Annotated in this window: 22 protein-coding genes; 2 read left to right on the forward strand and 20 right to left on the reverse strand. The window is 61.1% G+C overall.

What is annotated here, in order from left to right; translation table 11 throughout:
* Positions 1-121: 121 nt before the first annotated feature.
* The 3 genes from F757_RS37060 to F757_RS33790 all read right to left on the reverse strand — a co-directional run bounded on the left by F757_RS37060 (position 122) and on the right by F757_RS33790 (position 2,281).
* Positions 122-391, reverse strand: a complete 270-nt coding sequence (locus F757_RS37060; RefSeq protein WP_198021412.1) for a 2Fe-2S iron-sulfur cluster binding domain-containing protein — start codon at positions 389-391, stop codon at positions 122-124.
* 505 nt (positions 392-896) lie between these two features.
* The gene (locus F757_RS35845) at positions 897-1,142 is read right to left on the reverse strand and encodes a hypothetical protein (RefSeq protein ID WP_156923666.1); all 246 of its coding nucleotides are present in this window, start codon (positions 1,140-1,142) and stop codon (positions 897-899) included.
* Positions 1,139-2,281, reverse strand: a complete 1,143-nt coding sequence (locus F757_RS33790) for an aromatic ring-hydroxylating dioxygenase subunit alpha (RefSeq protein ID WP_232221427.1) — start codon at positions 2,279-2,281, stop codon at positions 1,139-1,141. The genes F757_RS35845 and F757_RS33790 overlap by 4 nt, the downstream gene beginning before the upstream one ends.
* 115 nt (positions 2,282-2,396) lie before the next feature.
* Here F757_RS33790 and F757_RS33795 point away from each other — a divergent pair, with 115 nt between their 5' ends.
* The gene (locus tag F757_RS33795; RefSeq protein WP_051376813.1) at positions 2,397-3,374 is read left to right on the forward strand and encodes an AraC family transcriptional regulator; all 978 of its coding nucleotides are present in this window, start codon (positions 2,397-2,399) and stop codon (positions 3,372-3,374) included.
* A 17-nt stretch (positions 3,375-3,391) separates the two neighbouring features.
* Here the strand turns inward: F757_RS33795 and F757_RS0118245 are convergent, their stop codons facing one another.
* From F757_RS0118245 to F757_RS0118310, 14 genes are all read right to left on the reverse strand, one after another.
* A complete protein-coding gene (locus tag F757_RS0118245) occupies positions 3,392-4,114 on the reverse strand; it encodes a maleate cis-trans isomerase family protein (protein ID WP_198021414.1) in 723 nt (240 codons plus the stop codon).
* Between the two features lie 61 nt (positions 4,115-4,175).
* Positions 4,176-5,324: a porin gene (locus tag F757_RS0118250; RefSeq protein WP_232221426.1), complete on the reverse strand. Its 1,149-nt coding sequence runs from the start codon at positions 5,322-5,324 to the stop codon at positions 4,176-4,178.
* 186 nt (positions 5,325-5,510) lie between these two features.
* Positions 5,511-6,719, reverse strand: a complete 1,209-nt coding sequence (locus F757_RS34710; RefSeq protein ID WP_027212640.1) for an MFS transporter — start codon at positions 6,717-6,719, stop codon at positions 5,511-5,513.
* 78 nt (positions 6,720-6,797) lie between these two features.
* On the reverse strand, positions 6,798-7,604 hold the full coding sequence (locus tag F757_RS34715) for an amidohydrolase family protein (protein WP_027212641.1): 807 nt from the start codon (positions 7,602-7,604) through the stop codon (positions 6,798-6,800).
* A gap of 163 nt (positions 7,605-7,767) precedes the next feature.
* A complete protein-coding gene (locus F757_RS33815) occupies positions 7,768-9,186 on the reverse strand; it encodes an MFS transporter (protein WP_051376814.1) in 1,419 nt (472 codons plus the stop codon).
* A gap of 80 nt (positions 9,187-9,266) precedes the next feature.
* Complete coding sequence (locus F757_RS0118270) at positions 9,267-10,523, reverse strand: LysR family transcriptional regulator (protein WP_027212642.1); 1,257 nt, start codon at positions 10,521-10,523, stop codon at positions 9,267-9,269.
* A 31-nt stretch (positions 10,524-10,554) separates the two neighbouring features.
* The gene (locus F757_RS0118275; RefSeq protein ID WP_027212643.1) at positions 10,555-11,415 is read right to left on the reverse strand and encodes a fumarylacetoacetate hydrolase family protein; all 861 of its coding nucleotides are present in this window, start codon (positions 11,413-11,415) and stop codon (positions 10,555-10,557) included.
* Positions 11,416-11,447: 32 nt separating this feature from the next.
* Complete coding sequence (locus F757_RS0118280; protein ID WP_027212644.1) at positions 11,448-12,227, reverse strand: SDR family oxidoreductase; 780 nt, start codon at positions 12,225-12,227, stop codon at positions 11,448-11,450.
* 22 nt (positions 12,228-12,249) lie between these two features.
* Complete coding sequence (locus F757_RS0118285) at positions 12,250-13,257, reverse strand: amidohydrolase family protein (RefSeq protein WP_027212645.1); 1,008 nt, start codon at positions 13,255-13,257, stop codon at positions 12,250-12,252.
* Positions 13,258-13,285: 28 nt separating this feature from the next.
* Positions 13,286-14,188: a VOC family protein gene (locus tag F757_RS0118290; protein WP_198021415.1), complete on the reverse strand. Its 903-nt coding sequence runs from the start codon at positions 14,186-14,188 to the stop codon at positions 13,286-13,288.
* Between the two features lie 62 nt (positions 14,189-14,250).
* Positions 14,251-15,171, reverse strand: a complete 921-nt coding sequence (locus tag F757_RS0118295; RefSeq protein ID WP_051376815.1) for a hypothetical protein — start codon at positions 15,169-15,171, stop codon at positions 14,251-14,253.
* Positions 15,168-16,136 carry an ABC transporter substrate-binding protein gene (locus tag F757_RS33820; RefSeq protein ID WP_051376816.1) on the reverse strand — a complete coding sequence of 323 codons (969 nt, stop codon included), beginning with the start codon at positions 16,134-16,136 and terminating at the stop codon, positions 15,168-15,170. The genes F757_RS0118295 and F757_RS33820 overlap by 4 nt, the downstream gene beginning before the upstream one ends.
* A 13-nt stretch (positions 16,137-16,149) precedes the next feature.
* Positions 16,150-17,010, reverse strand: a complete 861-nt coding sequence (locus tag F757_RS0118305; protein ID WP_027212648.1) for an HpcH/HpaI aldolase family protein — start codon at positions 17,008-17,010, stop codon at positions 16,150-16,152.
* 48 nt (positions 17,011-17,058) lie between these two features.
* Complete coding sequence (locus tag F757_RS0118310; protein WP_027212649.1) at positions 17,059-18,099, reverse strand: WD40/YVTN/BNR-like repeat-containing protein; 1,041 nt, start codon at positions 18,097-18,099, stop codon at positions 17,059-17,061.
* Positions 18,100-18,649: 550 nt separating this feature from the next.
* Here F757_RS0118310 and F757_RS35285 point away from each other — a divergent pair.
* Complete coding sequence (locus F757_RS35285; protein WP_084530953.1) at positions 18,650-18,907, forward strand: DUF4148 domain-containing protein; 258 nt, start codon at positions 18,650-18,652, stop codon at positions 18,905-18,907.
* A gap of 114 nt (positions 18,908-19,021) precedes the next feature.
* Here the strand turns inward: F757_RS35285 and F757_RS37065 are convergent, their stop codons facing one another.
* The 3 genes from F757_RS37065 to F757_RS0118320 form a co-directional block, all read right to left on the reverse strand.
* Positions 19,022-19,369, reverse strand: a complete 348-nt coding sequence (locus F757_RS37065) for a carboxylesterase family protein (protein WP_156923668.1) — start codon at positions 19,367-19,369, stop codon at positions 19,022-19,024.
* A 190-nt stretch (positions 19,370-19,559) separates the two neighbouring features.
* Positions 19,560-20,252: a hypothetical protein gene (locus F757_RS35855; RefSeq protein ID WP_156923670.1), complete on the reverse strand. Its 693-nt coding sequence runs from the start codon at positions 20,250-20,252 to the stop codon at positions 19,560-19,562.
* A 250-nt stretch (positions 20,253-20,502) separates the two neighbouring features.
* On the reverse strand, positions 20,503-22,938 hold the full coding sequence (locus tag F757_RS0118320) for a two-partner secretion domain-containing protein (RefSeq protein ID WP_027212650.1): 2,436 nt from the start codon (positions 22,936-22,938) through the stop codon (positions 20,503-20,505).
* Positions 22,939-23,136 lie beyond the last annotated feature (198 nt).

Below are 23,136 nucleotides of genomic sequence, written 5' to 3' on the forward strand. Positions count from 1 at the left end.
CCACCTGGTCATTCAACGCCCAAGCACTGAGTCTCATTTCGTTGGCACCGTATTTTCGACCAACTCTTCCGCAAGTTTTGTCAGCGTGCCTCCGACGCCGCGTCCCCCCAGTCGTACAGAATCAGCGACCGGCCCAATGCGGCCAGCGGTGGCCGGTTGTAACAGTGGGCTTCGCGGCGGACCATAGATTGGACTTCGTTTTACAGCAAGGGACGGTGTCACAAGCCAATGACCAACCGTGGCGAACTCGAGCGTGAGCAGCATGGCAGGGACTGATCTTTGCGATTCCTTTCATCAGCACTCTTGTCACGCACGTTCCACAAACGCCCTGCTCGCAGGAAAGCGGCAAATCGATCCCCGCGTCGATGAGTGCTTCTGCCGCGCTTTGCACTGCCGAACCACTTTTCCGGTGCTGGCGATGACTATTTCGAAACGACGATCCGCCTTGGTTTCTCCGGTTGTCACATCGGTCACTGGAGCGAATCGCTCAATATGCCGGTTGTCAGACAGCATGATTTTGGGCGCTTTGCATCGCCGAATCGATGAACCCGCCCGGCCGGCAGACGTAGGCATGCGTCATCGCATCCGGCGAACCAAGAGCCGCCGCCATCCCTACCCTCCCGGAACCGATTGCGTGGTCCGCATGCAAATGAACGCGTCCCGCAAATCGCGCTGCCAGGAGAAGATCCGCAAAAGCGACGTGCGCGAGCGATCTCAACAGTAATGCAGTTCAAATGAAGCGTTTCTATGAGCCAATCGCTGCATCATGCTGATGAGGGGAGTAACGCCGATCCCGCCTGCGAGTAGCACGGTGTGCCGGGCCTGTTCGTTGAGCGCGAAATAGTTGCGCGGCAGACTGATCTTCACAATGTCGCCTTCATGGAAGCGCTCATGAACTAAGCGCGAGCTCCCCGCGACCTCGGATCACGCAAGACGGCGATTTCGTATCGATCCTGTTCTGCCGGATTGTTGCACAGCGAATACTGACGCACGAGGTTTTCGCCAACATGCACGGCAATATGCGCGCCGGCCGTGAATTGCGGCCACCGCTCGCTATCTGCCGGCACCAGCTCAAACGCACAAATGCCCTCCCCTTTAGCGCAGCAGCTCGCGACCCGCGCCTGAAGTGTTGATGTGCTCATGACTGGTCCGCTCCTTCATGCGTTTTTAGCTGCATGATCGGCAGGATGCGCGGTGTTGCGGCACTCTCGTCCGCAATTTGCGCCCCAAGTTGGCGCCGCACCCGGATCGCACCCACATCGGCTTGACACGACAGTTCGCGGGTAGTGCTTCCGTGGCGGTCGAGATATTGTTCGATCGTTTCCAGCACGATGACGTCCTCGTCGATCACGCGCTTCATTTGCGCGAGGACGCCCTGGCTAAGCCCGTCGTCGTCAAGGCGGAAGTTGCGCGCAATCGCATTGAAATAGTGCGTACGCGTCGGCGTTTCGGGTGTTACGCCGTGGATGAAGTTGAACGCGCGTGCGCTGCCGCCGCTCACCGGCTGGATGTAGCGGCCGCCAGTTCGCACCAACGCGGGCCCGAAGTATTCGGACACGATGCGGTCGGCGCAAACCGTGCCGGCCAGATCAGGGTGCAAATGTGCAGCAAAGCCCTCCAGCGGCCCGGTCGGCAGTTTGCGATCGACACGCAGGACGGCACCGTCTTCGGAGATAGTCGCCGGAATGGCGGCCAGCGACTGGCTACCCGGCAGGCTGTTTGCATGCGCGAAGCTGACGTGGCTTAGGTCCATCAGGTTCTCGAGCAGCAGTGAGAAGCGCGTGCCCAGCGGCGTGAGCACACCTACGTCGGCGCGCCAGCCTGCCGCGCCAAGGCCGATCGTTTCAATTGAAGGCAGTTGGCTTTCGTCGGCGAGCTCCGTATCGCCCATCCATATCCACGTCCACTCCCACCGGTCGACGAGCGGGTATTTGCGCGTTGCGAAACGCGTTGGCACCTTTGTTTGCGACGGAATCCCGACACATGCGCCCGAACAGTCAAATGTGAATCCGTGATAGCCGCATTCGACACGATCCCCAATCAATCTCCCCTCCCGCAGCGGATAAAGCCGATGAGGACACAGCCCCGCAAGGGCCACGGGATCGCCGTTTTGTGTACGATAGAAAACGATCGGTTCGTCGAGAATGCGGCGCTCGAATAGCGTTCGGCCGATCTCGTTGCGCCATGCCGCCACATACCACTGATTGCGCGGATACGGCTCTGTCTGGTTTAACGGATACATGTCTCTCTCCTCATGGATTTTCCGGATATCCTTGAGCACCCGGTTCAATGAGGGCACTATAAAATCAGTGAGCGTTGGAGTGATATGCCAGTTCCGCCGCAAAATCGGCTGAATCGTCCAGACCGGTACGTCAACGCCAAATTGGAGGAAGAGAGTGGATCTGCTCGGCGAAGCGCTGTCCTCGCTGAAATGCGACGGCCACGTGCTCGGCATGTTCCGTCTGTACGGAGACTGGGGATTCGATATTGAAGGCGTGTTGCCGGGCTATTACTACGTGGTACTAGACGGCGAATGCTGGGTGTCGCCTGACGGGCGCGAGGGTACGCGCCTCGGTGCGGGCGATTCGGTACTCGCGCCACGCGGTGGCCCGCTGAAACTCGCGGCACATGCGCGCGTAGCGCGCACGCCGATGCGCGACGTGTGGAGCTCGCATAATATGCCCGCGTATCGGCGCGGCACGCCGCCCGCCGCGCCCCTCCGGCTCAATTACGTCGCCCCGGGCGGTATTGCATCGGCGGAACCAGCGGCACGCCTGCTCGCGGTTGCATTCTCGTTCGGCGAACCAGAGCAGCGCTTGCTAAGCGCGTTGCCGGATCAAATCGTCACGCGCGCCGCCGATGAGGCTATTGCCCCGTGGCTTCAACCCGCGATTGAGTTTGTGGCGACGGAGGAATCTTCGAAGCGCGCGGGATTCAGCGGTCTGTCAGGCCGGCTGATCGAACTGATCCTAGTCAGTTTGATCCGCGCGTACGCCTTAAGCAACGCGTTGCTGCCGGCGGGTTGGCTCTGCGCGTTGCGCGATGCTCGCGTCGGCCGTGCGCTCGAAGCAATGCATCTCGATCCATCCGCGCAATGGCCTGTCGCGAAGATGGCCCAGCGGGCCGCGATGTCGCGTTCGGCGTTCGCCGCGCGTTTTGCCGAACTGGTGGGAGAAACGCCGAACGAATACCTGACCGCCTTGCGCATGCATGTGGCACGAAGGTTGATCGACGAATCTGATCTACAGATCCAGCAAATCGCTACACGTGTCGGCTATCGTTCCGAGCGAGCGTTTCGCAGCGCGTTCAACAGGCATGTTGGCGTGTGCCCGTCTCAACGCCGGCGCCGTTTGACGCCGCGCGGTCCGCGCTGAAGACACAAGTGCCGCGCTCAGGCGAGGACGTGCTCGCCGGCGAACAAGCGTCCCCCGCCGTCGACCGAACCTTGCCAGCCAGCGAGTTGCAGCGCGCCCCACAGCATCGCCTGATTGCTGGTGACAACCGGCATATTCAGCGTGCGTTCCAGCTCGGGGACCGCTTCGAACGCGCGGACATTCGCGCACGACAGGAACACCGATTCGGTGCCGTCATCGATAAGTTGCAACACTCGCTCGACGATTTCCATGGGTTCCATGCGGGCTGCGACCTTTGCGTCGGTGAAGTTGAGCGACACGGACCGATGGACGTCGAGACCCGCATCGGCCAGCGACTGGGCTTCGATTCGCGAAAAGGCGTCGCCGAAAGGGCAGACATGGAGGATACGCGCCGCACCAACCGCGCGCAGGGCGCCTTTTACCGCGATCATCGTGTTTGTTGACGGCACATTGAGTGTGGCGGTCATGCGCTCCGCAAGCCGCGTATCGCAGCCCTTGCCGTAGGCGATGCTCGCACCCGTGCAATTGAACGCGATCACGTCCGGCGACATGTCTTTCAAAAATTCTGCCTCTTCGACCGCTTCAAGGTGGGCGCGCGTCAGGCTCTCCTCCGTGACGACGCCATTCTCCTTGCGCAACCGGAGCCGATGCACGTGATACGCAACTCCGGGCGGGCAATACATGCGGAAATCGTCTTCCGCAATGGTGTTCAGAGACGGCACGACCATGCCGATCCGCAAGCGTTTCATGATGCTCTCCTCAAACTTAACCGAATTCACGGTGCTTACAATAGATGGCGCATCAGAACTTGTGCATAATGCCGGCCTCGATTAGCGTCTGACTCTTGCCCGTCGACGGACTCGCCGTATAGATCTGCGCGTAGGCGTTGGGACCGGCTGCACGCTGATAGATTCCGATCAGAAAAAGCTCGGTTCTTTTGGACAGCAGGTAGTGCGACGCGAGATCGATCTGGTTGTAATGCACCGCACGACCGCCGGAATAATCGCCGACCGTATAGACGTACTGCAGCCCCATTTCAAACGCGGGCGTCAGAAATTTATATATCGACCCTTCGAAGTTCTGCAGGCGCAGCCCGCTGGCATCAGAGTAGTTGTAGAGCACGTTGGTGTAATCGGCAATCAGGCTGAAATAGCCGAAGTCGTACGTGCCGCCCACACCCAAGATGCGTTGTTGGTCGGTGCCCGCGCCGCGCGGACTCATGACGAACGGCGATGAAAAGCCCCAGCCTGTACTGTCCACAGCGCCGCTCGTCAGGTTTGGAACCGCCGCATTGGTGCGGCGGTTGAATTGCGTGAAGGCTGTGCCGACTTTCAGCGGGCCATGCATGTAGGTCAGAGAGCCGCTGAACCCGTTGTTGTTCGAGAACTGCGTGGCATTGGAAAACGCGTAGCTGCCTGCGAGAGTGAAGCCGCTCAACGTTGGAGAGACGTAGCGGACCGCATTGTTGAAGCGGTTCGTGAAGAACATATTGTCGTTGTCGCCAATGTGCGCACCATAACCAGAAAAGGTATTGGCCGCGGTCGCGAACCACAGGGAATTCGTCATTTCTTCGTACTGACGACCGAAAGTCACGGTTCCGAGCCGGTTATTCGACAATCCTACAAACGCCTGGCGCCCAAAAATTCCGCCGCCGAGCATCGCACCATTCGTGACGTTGAAGCCGTCTTCGAGCGTGAAGAGTGCCTTGTTGCCGCCACCAAGGTCCTCCACCCCGCGCAGACCGAAACGTGGCGGCATCATTCCGGCGTTGGCAAGCGCGAACTGGTGCGAGCCGCGGGAATTGCTTACGTACTCGAGCGAGGTGGAGATGACACCGTATAGCGTGACGCTGCTCTGCGCCTCTGCACCCGCACTAATGACGCAGGTGAAAGCGGCGGCCGCGCACAGGCGAGTGAAAAAGTGTGGCTGCGTTCTCGTGTTCATTGTCATGTCGGGTCTCCATTGGAACGGCGTCAGCGCCGTCTTCGTATGCGAATGCTTTTTGTCAAGGCCAGCGCCACGCCATTTCATGGGCAAGCGGCCACCCCGCTGGCGCTTGTCATCGCGCCGGAAAACACGGTCGCTCGGGATTCAGGCGGGCTTGCGTTAGTGGCACACCCGCTTCTCCTGCAGACGTCAGTGAGGATGCAGCGCGCGGCCGTCGGTCGGCTCCCCGGATGCGCGCTCCCCGCCGACGCGCCAGACCACCGGCGCGATTTGCAACAGCGTCGCAATCACCACGAGCGTCACCCGCACAATCCATCCGCCCTCATAGAACGTCGCGAAGATGGCGGGCGGCCCGAGCAGCACGCCGAGGTAAGTTGCTTGAGAGACGAGCCCGCTTGTCGCGCCGAGAGTTGCAGGAGTGGGCGCCGCGGATGGCAGCCGTGTCCAGATCGCGGCGATCACGGTGCCGACGCCGATTGAGAACGCACATACCGAGACGCTCGCAACGATCAGAGAAGACGCAGGTAAATACAGCACCACACCGCCGGCGAGCATCACCGTACCGCCGATCAGCGCCAGCTTGCGCACGGTTGCTCCCGCTTTGAGCTGATGGCCCACCGACAGACAGCCTATCGCGACGAAAACTTCGGCAAGCGTGCCGATCGCCGCCGCTGCGGCGATCGAAATATGAAAGCGCCTTGCCAGATAGACAGTGAGCGCTGCCATCACGCCGGTCTGGATGAATGCCGACGATCCTGACGCCAATGCGAGCCGGTACGGGGCGCGGCTCTTCAGGACGATCCAGATGTCGCCTAGCTTGCGGTCCTGCGCGGTGTTCGTTTTGGAAGGGAGGAGGAAGGCGGCGACCGTCAGCGCGGCCATCAGGGCAGCGTGACCGCCGAACGCCCAGCGCCACAGCTCCCCCTTCTGCGCCAGTGGCGCGACGATCGACAGCGTCAGGCCAATGCCCACAGCGGTATGAGAGGTCCAAAGCCCTAACGCGATACTGCGCCGCGTACCGCTAGTGGTACGCATGATCAGCGTGACGGCGCCGACTGTGAGCGACAGGTAACCGACGCCTTCGAGCAAACGGCTGACGAACAGCAGCGCCAGATCGTGCGAGAAGAACACGCCAAGGTTGCCGGCGAAGGCGAACGCGGAGCCCGCCAAGATGACCCGCTTGTCGCCGATGCGATCCACGAGCCAGCCCGCGAACAGCGCGAATATTGCTGTGATCAGCGAGGGAATCGAAATCACCCAGCCGGATGCCGCGTGAGAAAGATGGAAGTAGGCGGCAATGTCGCCGATTACCGGCACCGATTGGGTGACTAGCGAGGTCGCCACGGTGCCATAGATGTACAACAGGATGATGCAAGGCCAACGTCCCGCTCTGAGCATCGTCGTCTCCAGAAAATGACCAATATGTTTTGGCTTTGCTAATTGTGTAGGTGTACCGCCGCTACGCGAGTCATCGTTTCATAGCTCCCACTCCAGAAGCCGTAACAGGTTACCCCCCATGATTCGTTCACATTCGGCCGGGCCGAGCCACGACAGATTCTCGCTGAAATGAGTGACGCACTGCGAGTACGGATGATGCAGGCGGGACAGATCGCTTCCCCAGATCACACGGTCGGGGCCGAACGCGTCTACTACGCGCCGCAGTGTTTCGGACAGCGACTGGAAGGGAAACGGGTCGAGCGCGTAATCACCGACGCCCACCGCCTTCACACTGACGTTCGGATAACGCGCGAGGGTCAGCAATCGCGGCAGATGTTCGAACGCGCCCGGACCGGACGCGCCGCGCGGCACGCCAAGATGATCGATGATCAGCGGCAGGCGCGGATGGCGTTCTGCAATGGCGGCGGCCTCACCGAGTGCGTTCGGTACGAGCAGCGCGGTCGGTAGGCCGGTTTCCTCAGCGATCGGCCACACCGCGTCGTAGCGGCCCTCCAGCAACGGAGCAAGCCGCTCCTTTGTGTTGAACAGGAAACGGATGCCGCGCATGCCGGGCTGCGCACGCCATTCGCCAATCCGCTGCGCGGCCATTTCCGGGGCGATGTCAAGCAGGCCCATCACCGCGAATCTTTTCGGCTGCGCCTGCGCGAGCGAGAGCGAATAGGCGTTGCGGTTTGGGTCCCATAGCGGCGGTACCAGCACGACACGGTCAACGCCCGCCTGCTTCATTTCGGCGTCAAGCACATCCGCGGTAATCGGCGTGCGCCGATGATGGCCGGTCGAATCGCCGTCCGACCACGCGTGAATCTGAGCGTCTACGATCTGCATGTGTAGAAATTTCTGTGTTGAAGTGTCGAACGTGGCGAGTTGCTTAATATGAGGCCTGTGGCCAGTCTAGAGGACCGCGATTTGCGGTCCCAATCGAAAAAGTGCCTTCGCCATATATTTTTGCTGTGCGCGCTATGTGTTCGTCGTGCAGGATTTCAGGGACTCAGCCGTTTTGCCGCTGGCGGGCCGGGTCGAGCGCAGGCGCGGCGCCATCGTCGAACTGGTCGAACGATTCGAGGGGTTTGCCGCGCGCTTCGATGCCGATCGTGAGATAGGTGATCCCACATACTGCAAGGCACGCGGCGAGGAACTCGAACGCCGGCACAATTACCGAAACGGTGGCCGACGGCATCACGACGTTGCCCGATCCGGCTGTCATCGCAAGTCCCAATGGTCCGAGGATCTTCCCCACCGAACCGGCGAGCCCCGCGAAACCGGCGCCCGAGCCGCGCAGCTGTGACGGCCACACTTCAGTCGAATATGCGGCGCACACGGACAGACTGCCGTCCGCGAAAATGAACGCGATGAGCAGCGGCAGCCAGAACAGCGACGCCTCGAACAGATCGCCGTGACCGATGTAGCCTGCCAACACCAGCGCCAGTGCGGCCGAAAGCGCGTAAAAGCCCCCCGTCTTGCGACGCCCGATGCGATCTGCCAGCAGGGCGGCGACGAGCCGCGAAATGACGCCGAGTAGACTGAAACCGATCATCATCTTCGACGCACTGACGGGCGCAAGCGACTGAATCTGCGACATCAAGGTTGGCGCCCAGAGCACGATCCCGTAGTAGCCGGAGATCAGTCCTACGTTGACAAGGCCCGTGGTCAGCACATTGCGTGGGCATTGAAAAATGTCGAACCAGCTACGCGCCGCCACAGGCTGCGGCGCGGGGCGATCGGGTTCCATCGATGCGTCGCCCCGTGCCCAAGCCACCGCCTTGCGCGCGTCGTCCTGACGGCCGTGCAGGCTGAGCCAGCGCGGCGATTCGGGCACCCGGCGCGCGCCGATCAACGCGATTGCTGCTGGCGCCGCGCCGAGCATAAAGGTCCAGCGCCAGCCGATTGTCGGGATCAGCCACGCGCCGCTCAACGCGCCGAGTAGCAGACCGCCGGTGGTGATCGCGGAGACGACGCCAGTCAGCATGCCGCGCCGTTTCGGCGGAGTTAACTCCTGCACAAGCGCGATCTGGATAAAATAGCCCGCAGAACAGAAGCCGATCAGCACGCGCATCACCGCCATGTAGAGCCAGCCGCGTTCCGGTGTAAACGCCAGCGCGACGCTCGACGCACCCAACATCAGTAGCGACACGACGAACACCGGCTTTCTGCCGAAACGGTCGGCCAGCGCTCCCCACGCACCCGCCCCGACGATCGCCCCGGCACCCGAAGCCAGCAGCACTGCGCCCATGATTCCGTAGGTCAGGCCCCACGGTTTGATCAGGAACGCCATGATGAATCCAATCAGGTACGCGTCCCAGAACTCGAGCATGCTGCCTATGCCCACCAGCGCGATCAACGTCTTCTGGTTGCCGGATAACGTCGTCTGATCCTGAAACGGGCTATGCCCGCCGTGTGCTGCAAGCATGATTCGTCTCCATTTATTTTAATACGGATAGCTTACTAATACGTCGACGCGTGTGCGGTAATCTGACGGTAGGCACCGCTTCAGTCTTCCAGCGAATTTCCCCCGATGGCCGCCGCGTTCTTTCTTAGGTTAAGCAGGAACTCGGCTTGCACGTCGTTCGGCGTCCAGTCCCGCCGCATCGTAATGCCGAACATCGGGCCTTTCCACGGCACGTCGACGCACAGCGGCGCGACGAGCCCGAAACGCCGCTCGCTTAGAATCTCGGTCCAGCTCAATACCGTGAGCATATTCATATCGGTCAAAGTGATGCGTATAGTTGAGAGCGAATAGGTTTCAATGCGCGCCGGCGGCGGCGTGCCTTCGGAAAAGAGATTTTCGTAGGCTTCGCGGCGCGGTGATCCTTTCGGCGGCAGCACCCACGGATAGCCGCGCAGCGCTTCCATAGAGAGCGCGCCCTCGCGGGTGAGCGGATGGTCGCGGCTTGCCACCACGAAGTAGCGCTCGCGATACAGCGGTTCCTCGACAAGGTCAAACGCACGTCCTGGCTGTTTCAGCAGGCCGATCATGAAGTCAATGTCGCCGCGTGACAGTTTGTTGATTAACGTCTCGTACGTGCCGCTCAAAACCGTTACGCGAGTGTCAGGAAACTGTTGTGAGAGCGCGCGGATCGCGTTGAGGATCAGAATTGTCGGATCGAGCAGTAGCACTCCGACAGTCACCGAGCGCTCCTTCGGATACTCGAACGCGCCTACCGCCTCGACCAGCGCCGCGATCTGATTTGACACCTGCTGCAGACGCCGAGCCAGTGGCCCGCCCGTCTCGTTCGTCGCTACGCCCGACGGCGTATGCCGGTAAAGGGTAACGCCCAGATTCTGCTCCAGCGTGCGCGCCGCGCGTTGCAGCGACGCCTCCGTGATACCCAGCCGTCTCGCCGCAGCCCGAAAGGAGCCGCTCTCCTCTATTGCGATCAGGCAGCGCATCTGTGTTCGCGTGATGCCGCTCGCGAGCGCCAGCGCTGAAGCCTTACGTGTGCTGCCAAGCGCGGACATCGCTTCCTCGGCGCTTTGTAAGATACGGCGTACGCGCACCTGCGCGGCGACGCCGACCGGCGTGAGCCACATGCCGGTGGTCGAGCGTTCGAACAGCGTGACGTCGAGCGCTGCCTCGAACGCCGCGATCGACGACGTCGTGGTGGGTTGGGAGCGCAACAGCTCCTGTGACGCCTGCGTCACATTCTCGTGACGCGCGACCGCCTCAAAGACACGCAACTGCCACATGCTCGGCAGCTCGCGCGACGATGTGGCGCTCTCGCAAGCGTCCGGCTCGATCTTTCCCATTTCGACCTTCAAAACAGGGCGGCCGCTGGAACTATTCCCCAGCAACCTGGTTGGACAACGTGCCAATCCGATCAATGGTGACTTCGCAAGTGTCGCCAGGCTTCATGAACACCGGTGGCTGACGCGAGAAACCGACGCCGCTGGGCGTGCCAGTCGCGAGAATATCGCCGGGCATAAGCGGCGCAATCGTCGATACGTACTCAATAAATCGCGGAATCTTGTGCAACATCGCGCTTACCGACCCGTCCTGCATAGTCCGACCGTTGAGCGTCGTGACGATACGCAGCGCGTTCACGTCCTCGATCTCGCGAGCGGGTACGAGCCACGGACCAATCGCGCCGCTGCGATAGAAATTCTTCCCCGGCGTTATCTGCCGCGTGTGGAATTGCCAGTCGCGCACGCTTCCTTCGTTCATGATCGTGTAGGCGGCTACGTGGTCCAACGCGTTTTCCGCTTTCACGCGATAGCCCGGTTTGCCAATCACCACCACCAGCTCGCCTTCGAAGTCGAACTGCTCGGATACACCCGGATGAAGCAGCGGCTGGCCATGGCCGGTCAGTGAATCGGCCGCGCGCGAAAACAGCGCCGGCTGCTTCGGCAGTTCCTGTGCACGCCCGGCGCTCTGCACTTCGTTGTGATGCTCGGCGTAGTTTAGCGCGAGGCACCAGATGTGCATTGGGCGCGTGATCGGCGGAAGGAATGTAATCGCTTCGAGCGCGTGGTCGGCGGTCTTGTTCGCGCATGCGGCCACGTCGGCGGGGAAATCCGCCTTCACCAGGGCCTGCAGGTCCGCGTAGCGGTAGCCGAAACGGCGGCCCAGATCCACAACGCCATCCTTCACGACAATGCCGTAGCTCGTCTTCCCGTCAATCGAAAAGCTTGCGTATTTCACTTTCTTTCCTCCAGTCATGTTCTGGGCGCAACTCACACCAGGCCCGCGTACGAGCCGCCATCGAGTTGCAGGTTCTGTCCCGAGATGAAGCCAGCCTGTGCGCTGCACAGGAACGCGCATGCGTCGCCGAACTCCTGCGGATCGCCGAGGCGCTTTGCGGCTATTGTCGCGGCGATGCGTTGCTTCGCCTCCGCGACGCTGATGCCGTCTTTTTCCGACATGCGCTCGGCCATGTATTTCTGCCGGTCCGTGTCGAACCGTTCGGGCAGCAGGTTGTTGATAGTCACGTTGTCCACCACCGCGTCACGCTGCACCGACTTGCTAAGTGCCGTTACCGCCGCACGCACCGCCGCAGAGAGACCCATCGTCGCGCTCGGCGATTTCACCATTGCGGACGTGATGTTGACGATGCGGCCAAAGCGCCGCTCACGCATGCCTGGCACGTAGTACTTGATGAGAAAAATTGGCGCGAGCATGTTTGCCTCGATCGCGGCGAGCCAGTCCTCGCGTGACCAGTCGGCGATCTTCCCCGGCTCCGGACCCGCGTTGTTGTTCACCAGAATGTCAGGAGACGGGCAAGCCTCGGTCAGCGCGGCGCGGCCCGCTTCGCTGTTCAGGTCGGCGCATACGATGACAGCGCGCCGCCCCGTCACCGCTTGGATCCGCGCGGCGGCGTCGTCCAGTGCTTCCTTATTGCGGCCGTTGATCGTGACGTTGCAGCCCTCGCGGGCGAGCGCAGTAGCGCAGGCTAGGCCTAGTCCACGCGACGATGCGCAAACCAGCGCGTTCTTGCTGTCGAGTCCCAGGTTCATGATCACGTTCCTTTGCTTGAATTCATCCGATCCGCGCGCGCAGCGCCGGATAGACGTCGAGGGTATTGCGGTGGAATACATCGGCACGTGTCGTGTCGTCCAGGTTGGGCGTCGCGCTCACGTAGCGGCGTGTATCGTCGTAATGATGGCCGGCACGCGGGTCGATCCCCTTCACTGCGCCGATCATCTCCGAGCCGAACAGAATGTTCCTGTGCGGCACGACGTGGGTCAGCAGGTCGATGCCTGGCTGGTGATACACGCAGGTGTCGAAATACACGTTCTTCATCAGACCGTCGTCGAGTTCACCATGACCGAGATCCTGCGACAGGCCGCGATAGCGTCCCCAGTGATACGGGACTGCGCCTCCACCGTGCGGGATCACAAAGCGTAGTGTCGGGAAATCCTTGAACACTTGGGGGTTCTGCACGAGTTGCATGAACGCGGTGGTGTCGCCGTTCAGGTAGTGCGCGCCCGTGTGATGGATGCACGCGTTGCAGGAGCCGCTTACATGAATCATCGCGGGCACGTCCAACTCGACCATTTTTTCGTACAGCGGGTAGTAGATGCGGTCGGTCAGCGCCGGCGTCTGCCAGTAACCGCCCGACGGGTCGGGATTCAAGTTGCAGCCTACGAAGCCCAGCTCCCTCACGCAGCGCTCCAGTTCCCGCACCGATGCATCGAGACTTTGCCCGGGCGCTTGCGGTAACTGACACACGCCAGCGAAATTGCGCGGATACAGCGCGACCACGCGCGCGATCAGGTCGTTGCAGAGCCGCGACCATTCAATGCTCTTGTCCAGCGTGCCAAGGTGATGGCCCATCTGTCCCGCGATCGGCGAAAACAATGTGAGGTCGAGGCCGCGTTCGCGCTGCATCTTCAGTTGACCGTTCTCAATGGCGTCACGCAATTCGTCGTCGCTGATCGAAAGCGGCCCGCCGTAGTGGCCGCGTTCGGATGCCAGTTGACGCTCGCGCCAGGCGTGCAAGGTCTTAGGCACTGTGGTGAAGTGCCCATGACAGTCGATTATCATCGGGTAGATTCCTGTGTGTTGAGTGCGCTCAGTCCGGCCACGCGATAATCTGCGTCGCCTGCTTCACGAAGCGTTCCGGCGGCTTTTCGCCGGTGTCGTAACTCATGCCTTCGCCGATCTGGATGTGATTGAAGCGGCTTTGCGCATCCATCTTTTCGTGCGAGATCCAGTGCTCGTGCATCTGCTCGAATGGGCTCATCCAGTAATTGAAGATCTGACTGCCGAGCGCATGCCGGCCAATGCCGCGCACATGATCGTGCGACTGCCGCGTCATATGATCGAAGCCGAAAAAAATGTCGTCGACGCCTTCGACCTGATACGACACGTGGTGCATTCCCGCACGCGCGCCGCGCAGCAGGAAGATCACGTGATGATCGACCAGCTCGTCGCCAAGATCCACACGGCAGAAGCGGCCAATCGCGTTGTCGCGCGAACCCACGAACAGCTCGTCGGTAGGCAACAGACCGAAAGCGTTTTGATACCAGTCGATCGTGCCCGGTAGGTTCGGCGTCGCATACGCGGTATGCGCGATGCGTACCACGCGCGCCGCCCCCAGCACACGGCTCTCGCCGTCGGCGCCACGCACCACGACGCGTGGTTCGAGTCTCTCGACGCGCTTCTGTCCGGCAATAAGTTCCAGGGTTAAGCCGTTGGGGTCGATCACGCGCACCCGCTGACCACCGCCAGGCGCGTCGAGCGTCTCGACGCCTTGTGCGCCGGACAGCCTTGCAACACTGTCGAGCAGTGACGGATCGCGCAGTTCGTAGCCAAAACTGACCACGCCGGGATAGCCGAGTTCGGTGACGTGCAAGAACGGCGTGTCGCCCACGCCACGCATGTAAAGACGCTTCGCGTCGCGGTATGCAAGCGCCATGCCGAAGTCTTCGAGAAACGCCTGCATGCGCCCGAGATCCGGTGCGCTAAGGCGCACGTGTGTCATTCCTCTGATGGGTGAAACCACAACGTCTCCTCATTTTCCTGCGCGAGACTGGCTCAAACGGTGAGTTGAAGTGCCACGTCGCCATATAGTTCGTCAATGCTGAACTGGCGTGATATCAGCTTCTGGTCATACGCATATCGGATCGCGATCTCGAGCGCCGGCCGCAACGCATCAAAACCAACCGGCTGGAGATCCGGCCCGGAACCGGCAGCGCTTTCTCCGCTCGCCCGACGGCTCTCGATCATCATGCGGTACAGCTCGGGCACCACGCCGTTATGCCGATTTGCAATCGATTCACGGACCACAACGATGTGATTGATCGGCACCGCATGCGTGCGCCCGTGCCAGTCGAGCGCGGCCGTTTTCGCATCCGGAATCAACTGACGCACGCCCGGATTACCCGACGGCTTGCCGCCAGAAATGATCGCGTCCGCCTCGCCCGCCAGCAGCATCGCTTCGAGATCACCCTTTTCGGCCAACTGCTTAACCCACTCCGGCTCTACATAACCTGCGACGTGCGCGCCTTCCTGACTTACCCACTTCACCGCGCGCAAGTCGACGCCGTATTCGTCGGCGAGAATACCGCGCACCCATGCGGGCGTGGTCTGTGTATAGGCGCGCATCGCAACGGTTTTTCCCACGAGCTCACGTGGCGTAAGCGTGTCGTCCGCGCGGCATAGAATGCTCTTGTGGTGGAAGTTGCCGTTCATCACAAACGGCAACATCCGGTAAGGCTGGCCCGCGTCCAATGCCTGCAGAAAAGTCATGATCGCCAGTTCAGCAACGTCGAATTCAAATCCCCGCACGACGTTCTTGAATGCCGTCTGCGCGGTGTCCACCGCCGCAAAGTTCAATCTGAGGAGCGGCGAATCGATCGCGTTCTGCTTGAGCGCCGCCGTCTTCGGGTAGGTGCCCATCATCGCACTGAGCGTAATCATCCCTATCTCCTGCGTTTGCGTTGCAACGTCGCTCATGCCAGCACCTTCTGTACGTGGTGCTGCGATGCACGCTGCGGATCGAGCACAACTTCGTCGAGCGACGGCAAACTGTCGATCAACCGTTGGCGATGCGCATAGCGGACCAGCGCTGCGAACGACGCCCGGTTTTCAGCGACGCCATACGGTAGCGGATCGCCGACAAACGCGGCCAGCTTGCGATACCGTTGGTCCTCCGGGCCGTCCACTTCACCGGATTGCACGCGCGCCAGATAGTTGCGCTTGGCCGCGCCGAACGCTTCGAACAACGCAGCGGGCAAATGCGGATGCGCGGCCAGCACCTCGTTCCTCATCACGATCACACCATGCAGAGGATAGATGCCAGTCCGCTCGAACCAGGAGCGCTCCGCGCTTGGGGCGTCATCTACCAGATCGACCAGCTCGTCTTCGAGGCCTTCGGCGCCGCCCGCGAGTCCCGCGAAAACCGCGTCGAGCTGCCCGGCGCGCAGCAGGTCCGCAAACAAGGCGGTTTTGCCAACGCAGTTGACGTTCGGCGGCAACGCGAAGCTGGCGACGTTCTCTTCCTCCTGGGTGAGCCACGTGACCTTATCGGGGTCAAGCCCATATTCGTCGGCGTAAATCCCGCGTGTCCAAACGGCGGCCGTGACCGAGTAGGTGCGCACGCCCACGCCGCGGCCTTCCAGATCCTTCGGATTGCGCACGATCGAATGACGCAGACGCTGCACGCCGCCGTGGCGGAAGCGGCGCGTCATCGGCAACGGTAACGCCGTCAGCGGCGCGCCGGCAGCGCGCGCCATCAGATACGACGTCGGCGCCATTTCACAGACGTCGTACGGCTGGCTGCGTGCCATTTCGCGATAGACATCGGGCATGCGCTTGACCTCGGTGAACACGAGATCGAAACCCTCGACGGGAACCGCGCCGCTCTTCAGATCTTGCACCTGGCCGTGAGGCCCAAGAACGATCGACAGACTATTGCTCATTACGTATCCTCTCTTACGCGCGATCCGCGAGCACACGGCCCGTTTCCAGCGCGGAGAAATCGCGCTTGGGATAGGTCATGAGGAAGCGGTAACCCTCTTCGATCACGCTCGAAACGTTGTCCTTCGTCACGTGCGGATGGCCGACCGGAATGTCGTGCGCCTTGCCGACTTCAAGCACATGCTTCATCATCCGCAGCAGTTCCACGTTGTCGTACTGGCGCGGACAGCCGAGCTCCTGTGTCAGATCTCCTTCACCGATCAGCAACACGCCGATTCCCGGTACTTCCTTGACGACGCGCTCGATGTTCTCGATCGCCTGCGTGTCTTCGATCATCAGGATCGTAAGGATCTCGCCGTGCGGCGCGAGCGGCCACACATCGGCGCGCTTGTAGTACTCCTGCTGCGACACGCCCCAGTATCGCGCCGCGGGCATCGGCGCATCGCCGCGCAATCCGGCGGGCTCGTAGAGCGGTGCACTTTTCAGACGCGGATACCGGCACGCCGATACAGCGTTGTACGCTTCCTCGGGCGTGCTGATGCGAGGCCACACGATCCCGTAAGCGCCGAGATCGAGCGCCTGCTTGGCGAACCACAGGTTCATTTCTCTGCCGCTCGGCGGAATGCGCACGATCGGCGTCATCTGACACGCAACGGAACCAGCCCCCGCGATCTTCTCGCGCAGCAGCAGAAACTGCATCGACTCCCGCAGCGCGCGAATGTCCCACGGGTTATGTTCAAGTTCAAACACCACCCCGTCGTTAGACGATTGCGCAAATGCCACCGCGTTTTCGATCTCCGCCTGCATGAATGACGTGAATGCAATTCGCCGGCCGCTTTCGAGCGCCCGGATCACACCGTTAAGTCGTTCTGCCATCGCTGTCTCTTAGTTTCGTTGTCTGATAACTTTCGCAGTGGGCGACGATCAAAGCATCGCCGTACAGAAGCCGTCGCCGGCGTCCGCGGGCAGCGGTTTTTCCGTCCACGTCTTGCAGCCGTCGGTCGTGTAGAACACCTGGCCGCCGCGCGTGACGGTGATCACACCACGCGGATCACTCAGATGCACGTTGAAGCCGAGCATCGTGCTGCGCGGATCAATGGCTGCGTCTGCGCGGTACCAGGTCTTGCCAATGTCGTCGCTCGCGTACAGCGCACCCGCTTCGCTGCGCGACGAAATGCTGAAACACGCCAGCAGTTTCTTCGGATTGTCGGGAGAGATGCGGATATCGCGCGCGTACGAGAACGGCGCGTATTCGCCGACGTCGAGATCGTGGAACGTTTGGCCTTTGTCGCGCGTCTCGAACACACCCATGCGGCAGACATAAAATACGGCGTCCGGATCGGCGGGCGTGGTGGCTACCGCGTGCGCGTCGAACATGCCTTCGGCTTCGTCGTCGGTTTCCAGCCGGCTTCTTAGATGCGGCTGCTGCGAAAGCGCAACGAGGCCCTCGTTCGCGCCGCGCCAGGTTTCGCCGCCGTCCTCGCTGATCAGAAACCCATTGATTTCGGCGACCGCGTACATCGTGTCGGGATTCGTGGGATGGAACGCAATGCGCATCACGCGCGACGAACCGAACGAAATCTTGAAGCGCTCAGGGTAGTCGGCTTTCAGCTGACGCCAGGTATCGCCGCCGTCGTCGCTGCGATAGAAACTGACCGGACCCGCGCCGGCAAACAGCGTGTGCGGCTGTTTGGGATGCAATACGATGCTCCAGAACTGCGGGTTCTCGTCGGTGACGTTCAGCCGTTGCCAGTTCCTGCCGCCGTCGCGGCTGCGGAACACCCCTTTGCGCGCGGCTGCGTAGAGAATCTGTGGATCCGTCGGGTCAGGCGTGATGGCCTGCACGGAGGCGTCGGCGGGAATGCCGGAAACCTGCTCCCAATCGCCCCCGGGCTGCAACGCGTAGATTGAGCCCACGGCGTTCGGCCGGTTAGCGGCCGTTCCCACCAGCATCAGGTTCTGCATCGGTGTCTCCAAGTGTCGATGTCGCGAAGAACGAGTAGCTCCAGTCTAAGCGGCGCAGCTTGCGTTCTGTCATTGGAAATAGGTCGACGCAATAGATTGATGCTGATTTGGCTGTCACCCGTGTGTGCAATGGTGGCCAAGCCCCGCTCCACCAGCAACGGAGGTGGCCGTTGGCGCTCCTTGGCCGACGCCAGAGAAAGCAAGGCGACATGGCGGAATAGAACCATCTGCAATGGGTGGACGACGGGCGCAAATGAAGAAAATTTTCGGCGCACGTTGGGCGCACCGCGTATCTGGCTCAGCCGGCCTTATCGCCAAGTTGAGGTTGCAGTCTTCCAGCTAGCGGATCACAAGCGTGCCCTTTTCAAATACGGCGGTCGAATTGCCATATTGGGCAACGTTCCATTGCCGCTTGTCATCGGAAATGAGCAGCCGTCATAGATTGATGCTTAGCGCAACGGCCCTAGGGTTTTAAGGTACAGGGTAACTACTTATACTCGCTGTCATTCTTGCCGCCCGTCTGAAGGGCGCAGCCAACTGGAGATTCGTTTTGAAACAGATCATGTTGCTTGCAGCACTCATCGCCGTGACAGCTCCAATGGAATCTTTCGCACAATCCATTTCGCACACTACGCGCGCCGCACGCCATGAGGAATTGGCCAGTCTCGAAAAGTCCGGGTACAACCCGTCTCAAAGTTGCCCGTGCTATCCAGCCGATCTTCAGCGTGCGGAACAGGCGGCGGCTCAAGCAGACGTTGCAGAAGCGAATGCGCCGTCCAGTGTGACGATATCTCAACTGGCCCGCTGAAGATGGTTACCTGCCGAGGGCGGCTCTCGGCGAAGCACATTGCTTGCGCGCAAACACATGACGGCACACGCCCGGACGAGGGGCGCCCGTCGATCCGTGTTATGCAAGCCGCCTTCATGCCAGCCGTTGGTCGTCAATCAGTCGCCGAGATGCGAGATTCGCGTTTTCCCAGTTCTCAAATACACTGCATTGCAATGGCTGAAGATTACTCGCCGCTTGGGGCCCTCCAGCACCGGTGAATTCCAGATGTTGACCACTTCCAGCCTGTGCCCATGTAGTCAGGGATGATCCGTTGGGATCACCCCTCTTGGCGAGATTGGTCCAGTATTGCTGCATTTGCGTGGACGTCAGATAGTCGCTGCTCGTCCACGGCTCAGTTGGCGTGACCGAGTCCAGCGTGCCAAACAAATACGGCACTTCGTTCCCGTGCGTTGCACGTGCCGATGCGTTGTTGAACCGCAAGCGGTCAAACTCTTATCGGTAGGCGGGTAACGCAGAATTCGACGGGGCTGCCCTTGCGAAACAAGGTGTGGTTGTCGTCACCGCGAACTACCGGCTCGGTGGAATCCCCGGCGTTGACCTCTGCCAAACTACCCGTTGCCTCCACACCCTTCCCTGCCTCCGGGCATATCCACCCGTAGCAAGCGGGCTATCAATAACGGATGGTCAATGGCTCCGGATAGTGTTGAGTCAACGAGTAAGCATTTGGATTTACGATGAAAGCTGGAATGTCGTACGAGTACGGGCTGCACTGACTCAGTGTCGGATTCTGTCGCGCCGAGGACGCGTGAACAATAGTGCTGTATCCGCCCGACGACACATACAACTCGACGTCAGCACCCTGCCTGACCGCTATCGCCGGTTGAACTGCGTAGTAGTACGCAATTAGCGGCGGCCCGCTGCAGTCGGTGGACGCGTAAGGAATGAAGGCGCTACTTGCCCATTGCCATTGGGTCGCGGATGCCTGTGCTCCGTTCGTTTGCCGCGTTATCGCTGCAAACACGACCGCGCCGTTGACATCGAGATAGACGCCATCCCCGCTGGATGAGCCCTCCAGCGGCCCAACAAACTTGCCCCGAGCGTCGAACACTTTTGGTACATGTCGGTCGGATCTCAGACGGTCTTGCCAATCGTCAGCGACAGCCGATACAGCGTTAATCAGCATGACGAAAAGAACGACGACACAACGCATGATAGCCTCCGTATCGGGCTGGGGAAGATTTTCGGCGGCATGATTAGCGTGGCGGTGTGAGCCATCTCGAGATGAGTCGCCGCAGCGGTAGGTGTGGCGTCTGTGCGCTGCAGTCACGCGTCGAAGACGCAAGCGCTTCTTTGCCCAGAGCATAGGCGCGCGCCTTTTCGAGTTCAAGGCACCGGAGAAAACCGCACGACTCGCACCTGCCACTACCGCTGGGGTTTCCGCTTTCAGGCAATGCATCGGGTTGCGGGCGGATAGAAATGCAGCACCGCATTGGCCGAAGTTATACTGCCACGCTACGTCCGCCAGGCCTTGAAAACGATTCCCTGCGGTACGCGAAAAGCATGGCGGCACAGGCATTCCGCCCGGCTCGCCAGATGCGTGCTGCGTCTGCGCTTCACGGCCCGATCTGCCAACTCAGTACCGGGTGCGTTGCACCGGCGGGCATCGCCCACACGCCGTTCTGTCCGAAGTCATAGCCTACGAACGACGACTCAGTGCTCATCTGTGCCGTGCTGAGACCGTTCGTGTCCGGCACTCCCGGTCCGCCCACCGCGGCGCCAGTAGTCTGCCTGTTCCAGTAGACGTCGTTGCTGACTCTTCCTGCGTTCCCGACCGCTATGCCTGCCGCAGGCACACCCCTCCCAGGCGCAATATCATTCGTTAGTAGCCCGGTGGCGAATGATTGCGATATCGATCCATTGTTGCCGACCGATATGCCTGCCGCGCCCGTATAGCAGGGGAATCCACCTCCGCCGCCGCAGTAGTCGGGAGAGAACGTTACTTTTCCGGTCGCATACGACTGCGTGATGTGTCCGTCGTTAGTCTGGACAAGGCCTGCGCCGCCGATTGAGTGCGCGTTCGCTCTTACATCGCCTGTTGCGTACGATTGCTCTATGGACCCGCCCGGTTCGTTAACACTGACGAGCCCGGCCGGGAGACCCTGTGTGGTCACGGACGTGCTGCTCGACGAGCGCTGGATCACTCCGTAGTTCAGCCCGATAAGGCCCCCCGCCCATATTCCAAGATCATAGACGTCGTAGATGCTTCCTGACGTATCGACTCGAAGCACCGCACCATAATTGACTGCCGCGAGAACGCCGAAAAGCACCCTATCGGAAGCCACATAGCAGTAACAGGATAGGTTGACGCGGAGGTTGCGAACGATGCCGGTCGTACCGATCACCCCGAACAAGCCTGCCATCCCGGTCGACCCAGGGCCGATATACGGGCCGCCGAAGGGCCAGCTGAGAGAAGTAATGGCATAGCCGCGCCCGTCGAACTGTCCTGAAAACGGCGTCTGCATATCGCCAATTGGACGGACGACCGCGCCGTTCGCATTGATGTTCTTGCCCAGCGCGTAATTACCCGGCAGATCTGTTGCCACGTTCTCAAGGTCCGCAAGCGAATTGACGAGCATGTAGCCGGTGATCTGTGTCCCGAGACCGCTATAGGCGGGCGGCGTCCACAGCGGGTTGGCGAGCAGCGTCCCGTGCGTGTAAGTGCCCTTCATGTCGTAGAGGGCCGTGACGGTGCCGGTGCTTTTCGACCAGTCGATGAAGCCGAGGCTGGTGACGCTGGCGCCGTTGTCGATGGCGGATGCGTCGGCACGCAAGATCAGATTGCCCGCGCCGTTGTTTGCGATAGTCGCGTGTTTGGCCACCGAGACGTTGCGATATGCCGCGAGTGTCAGCGAAGCGCCACTGTTCCAGCGCAGGTTTGAAGCGATGTGGAGATCGCCCGATGCGCCGTTTGCGCCTGTGGTCGTAACATCTACAGAGGTGTTCGCGTTCAGGCTGCGCCGCAACGCACCTGCCGCGACCGCGTCGATCGTGAAGTCAGGCATCGAGACGTTCCATTGGCCGGCGCGAACAGCCGCCTGACTGCCGAATGCAAGCTGAGCCGCTTGCGTATCGACGGTTCCTCCGGTGCCGTCCGCGTTGTTTGCGGTAATCGTGCCGCGTTGCTCGACGCGGCCAGTGTCAGCGACAAGCCAGACCTGCCCCCCGCGCTTCCCCGTGCCAGTCGCGCGCATGCGCGTTCCCGCGCCGGCGAGCGCGTACACGTTACCGTCGGCGGCCTGAAGGCTGACCTGGGCGCCCTCGATCTGGCCGACGCTTGTAACCGAACCCCGACTGCCTGTCTGCACGAATACCTGCCTGCTGCCGGCGGCGTCCTGCAGCAGTATGTTTTCACCGACGGCCATTTCCGCGGTGCCATTGGGCGCCGCGACTTTTCCCGCGTTGACGACCGCGCTCCGCGCGATCAGAAATATGTCGCCGCCGCTCGAACTGATCTTGCCGAGGTTGATCACCTTCGCGCCCGAGTCGCCCTTGAACGTCAGTTTGTCGCCGCCCGTCATGAAGGAGCAGTTGCAGATATCCAGCGTAGAAGCGACGAAACGTCCCCCCGTGGTAACCACGCCGGAAGGCCCGACGACAATGCCCTGCGGATTGATCACATACAGGCTTCCTGTTGCGCTGAGCCTTCCCAGAATTGCGGACGGGGAGCCGCCGGTCACCCGGTTCAAGGTCGCGCCGGCGCCGTTGTTGAAGCTCACACTGTTGTTTATACCGACCGAAAAGCTGTCCCACTCGATAACGCCGCGAGTTGAGCCCGGTTGTGTCACCACCAGGGTGTTCCCAGCATTTGCTATTGCGCCCGCGCCGGCCAGGTACGTGCCGCCTTGTGGCAGTGGACCCGCTGCGAGCGCGGCATGCGTAAAGCAAAGCGCCGCGAGCGGAATTCCGCTGCGGAGCCAGATGGTGGCGCTTGACTGCCGACGATGCGGTGCACGTCGCGCAGGCCGAGACAGTTGTAGAGTAGTTGTCATACGTGCCCCCTCCGCACTCGCGCAGAACGGCTGCCGCGACCCGCAGAACCAACCGGGAGCGCGTTGGTCGCAGCGTCTGAAGAATAGCCGTTGAAGTCGCTGATGCTTGCCGATATCTCTGCCTTTTCCGCCTAGTTATCTGGTTGAACGGCAGTTGAAACCCCGGCAATCTGTCGGCAATCCGACCGGTAATGCGTC

This window comes from Burkholderia sp. WSM2232 (assembly GCF_000472545.1).
Lineage (GTDB): Bacteria > Pseudomonadota > Gammaproteobacteria > Burkholderiales > Burkholderiaceae > Paraburkholderia.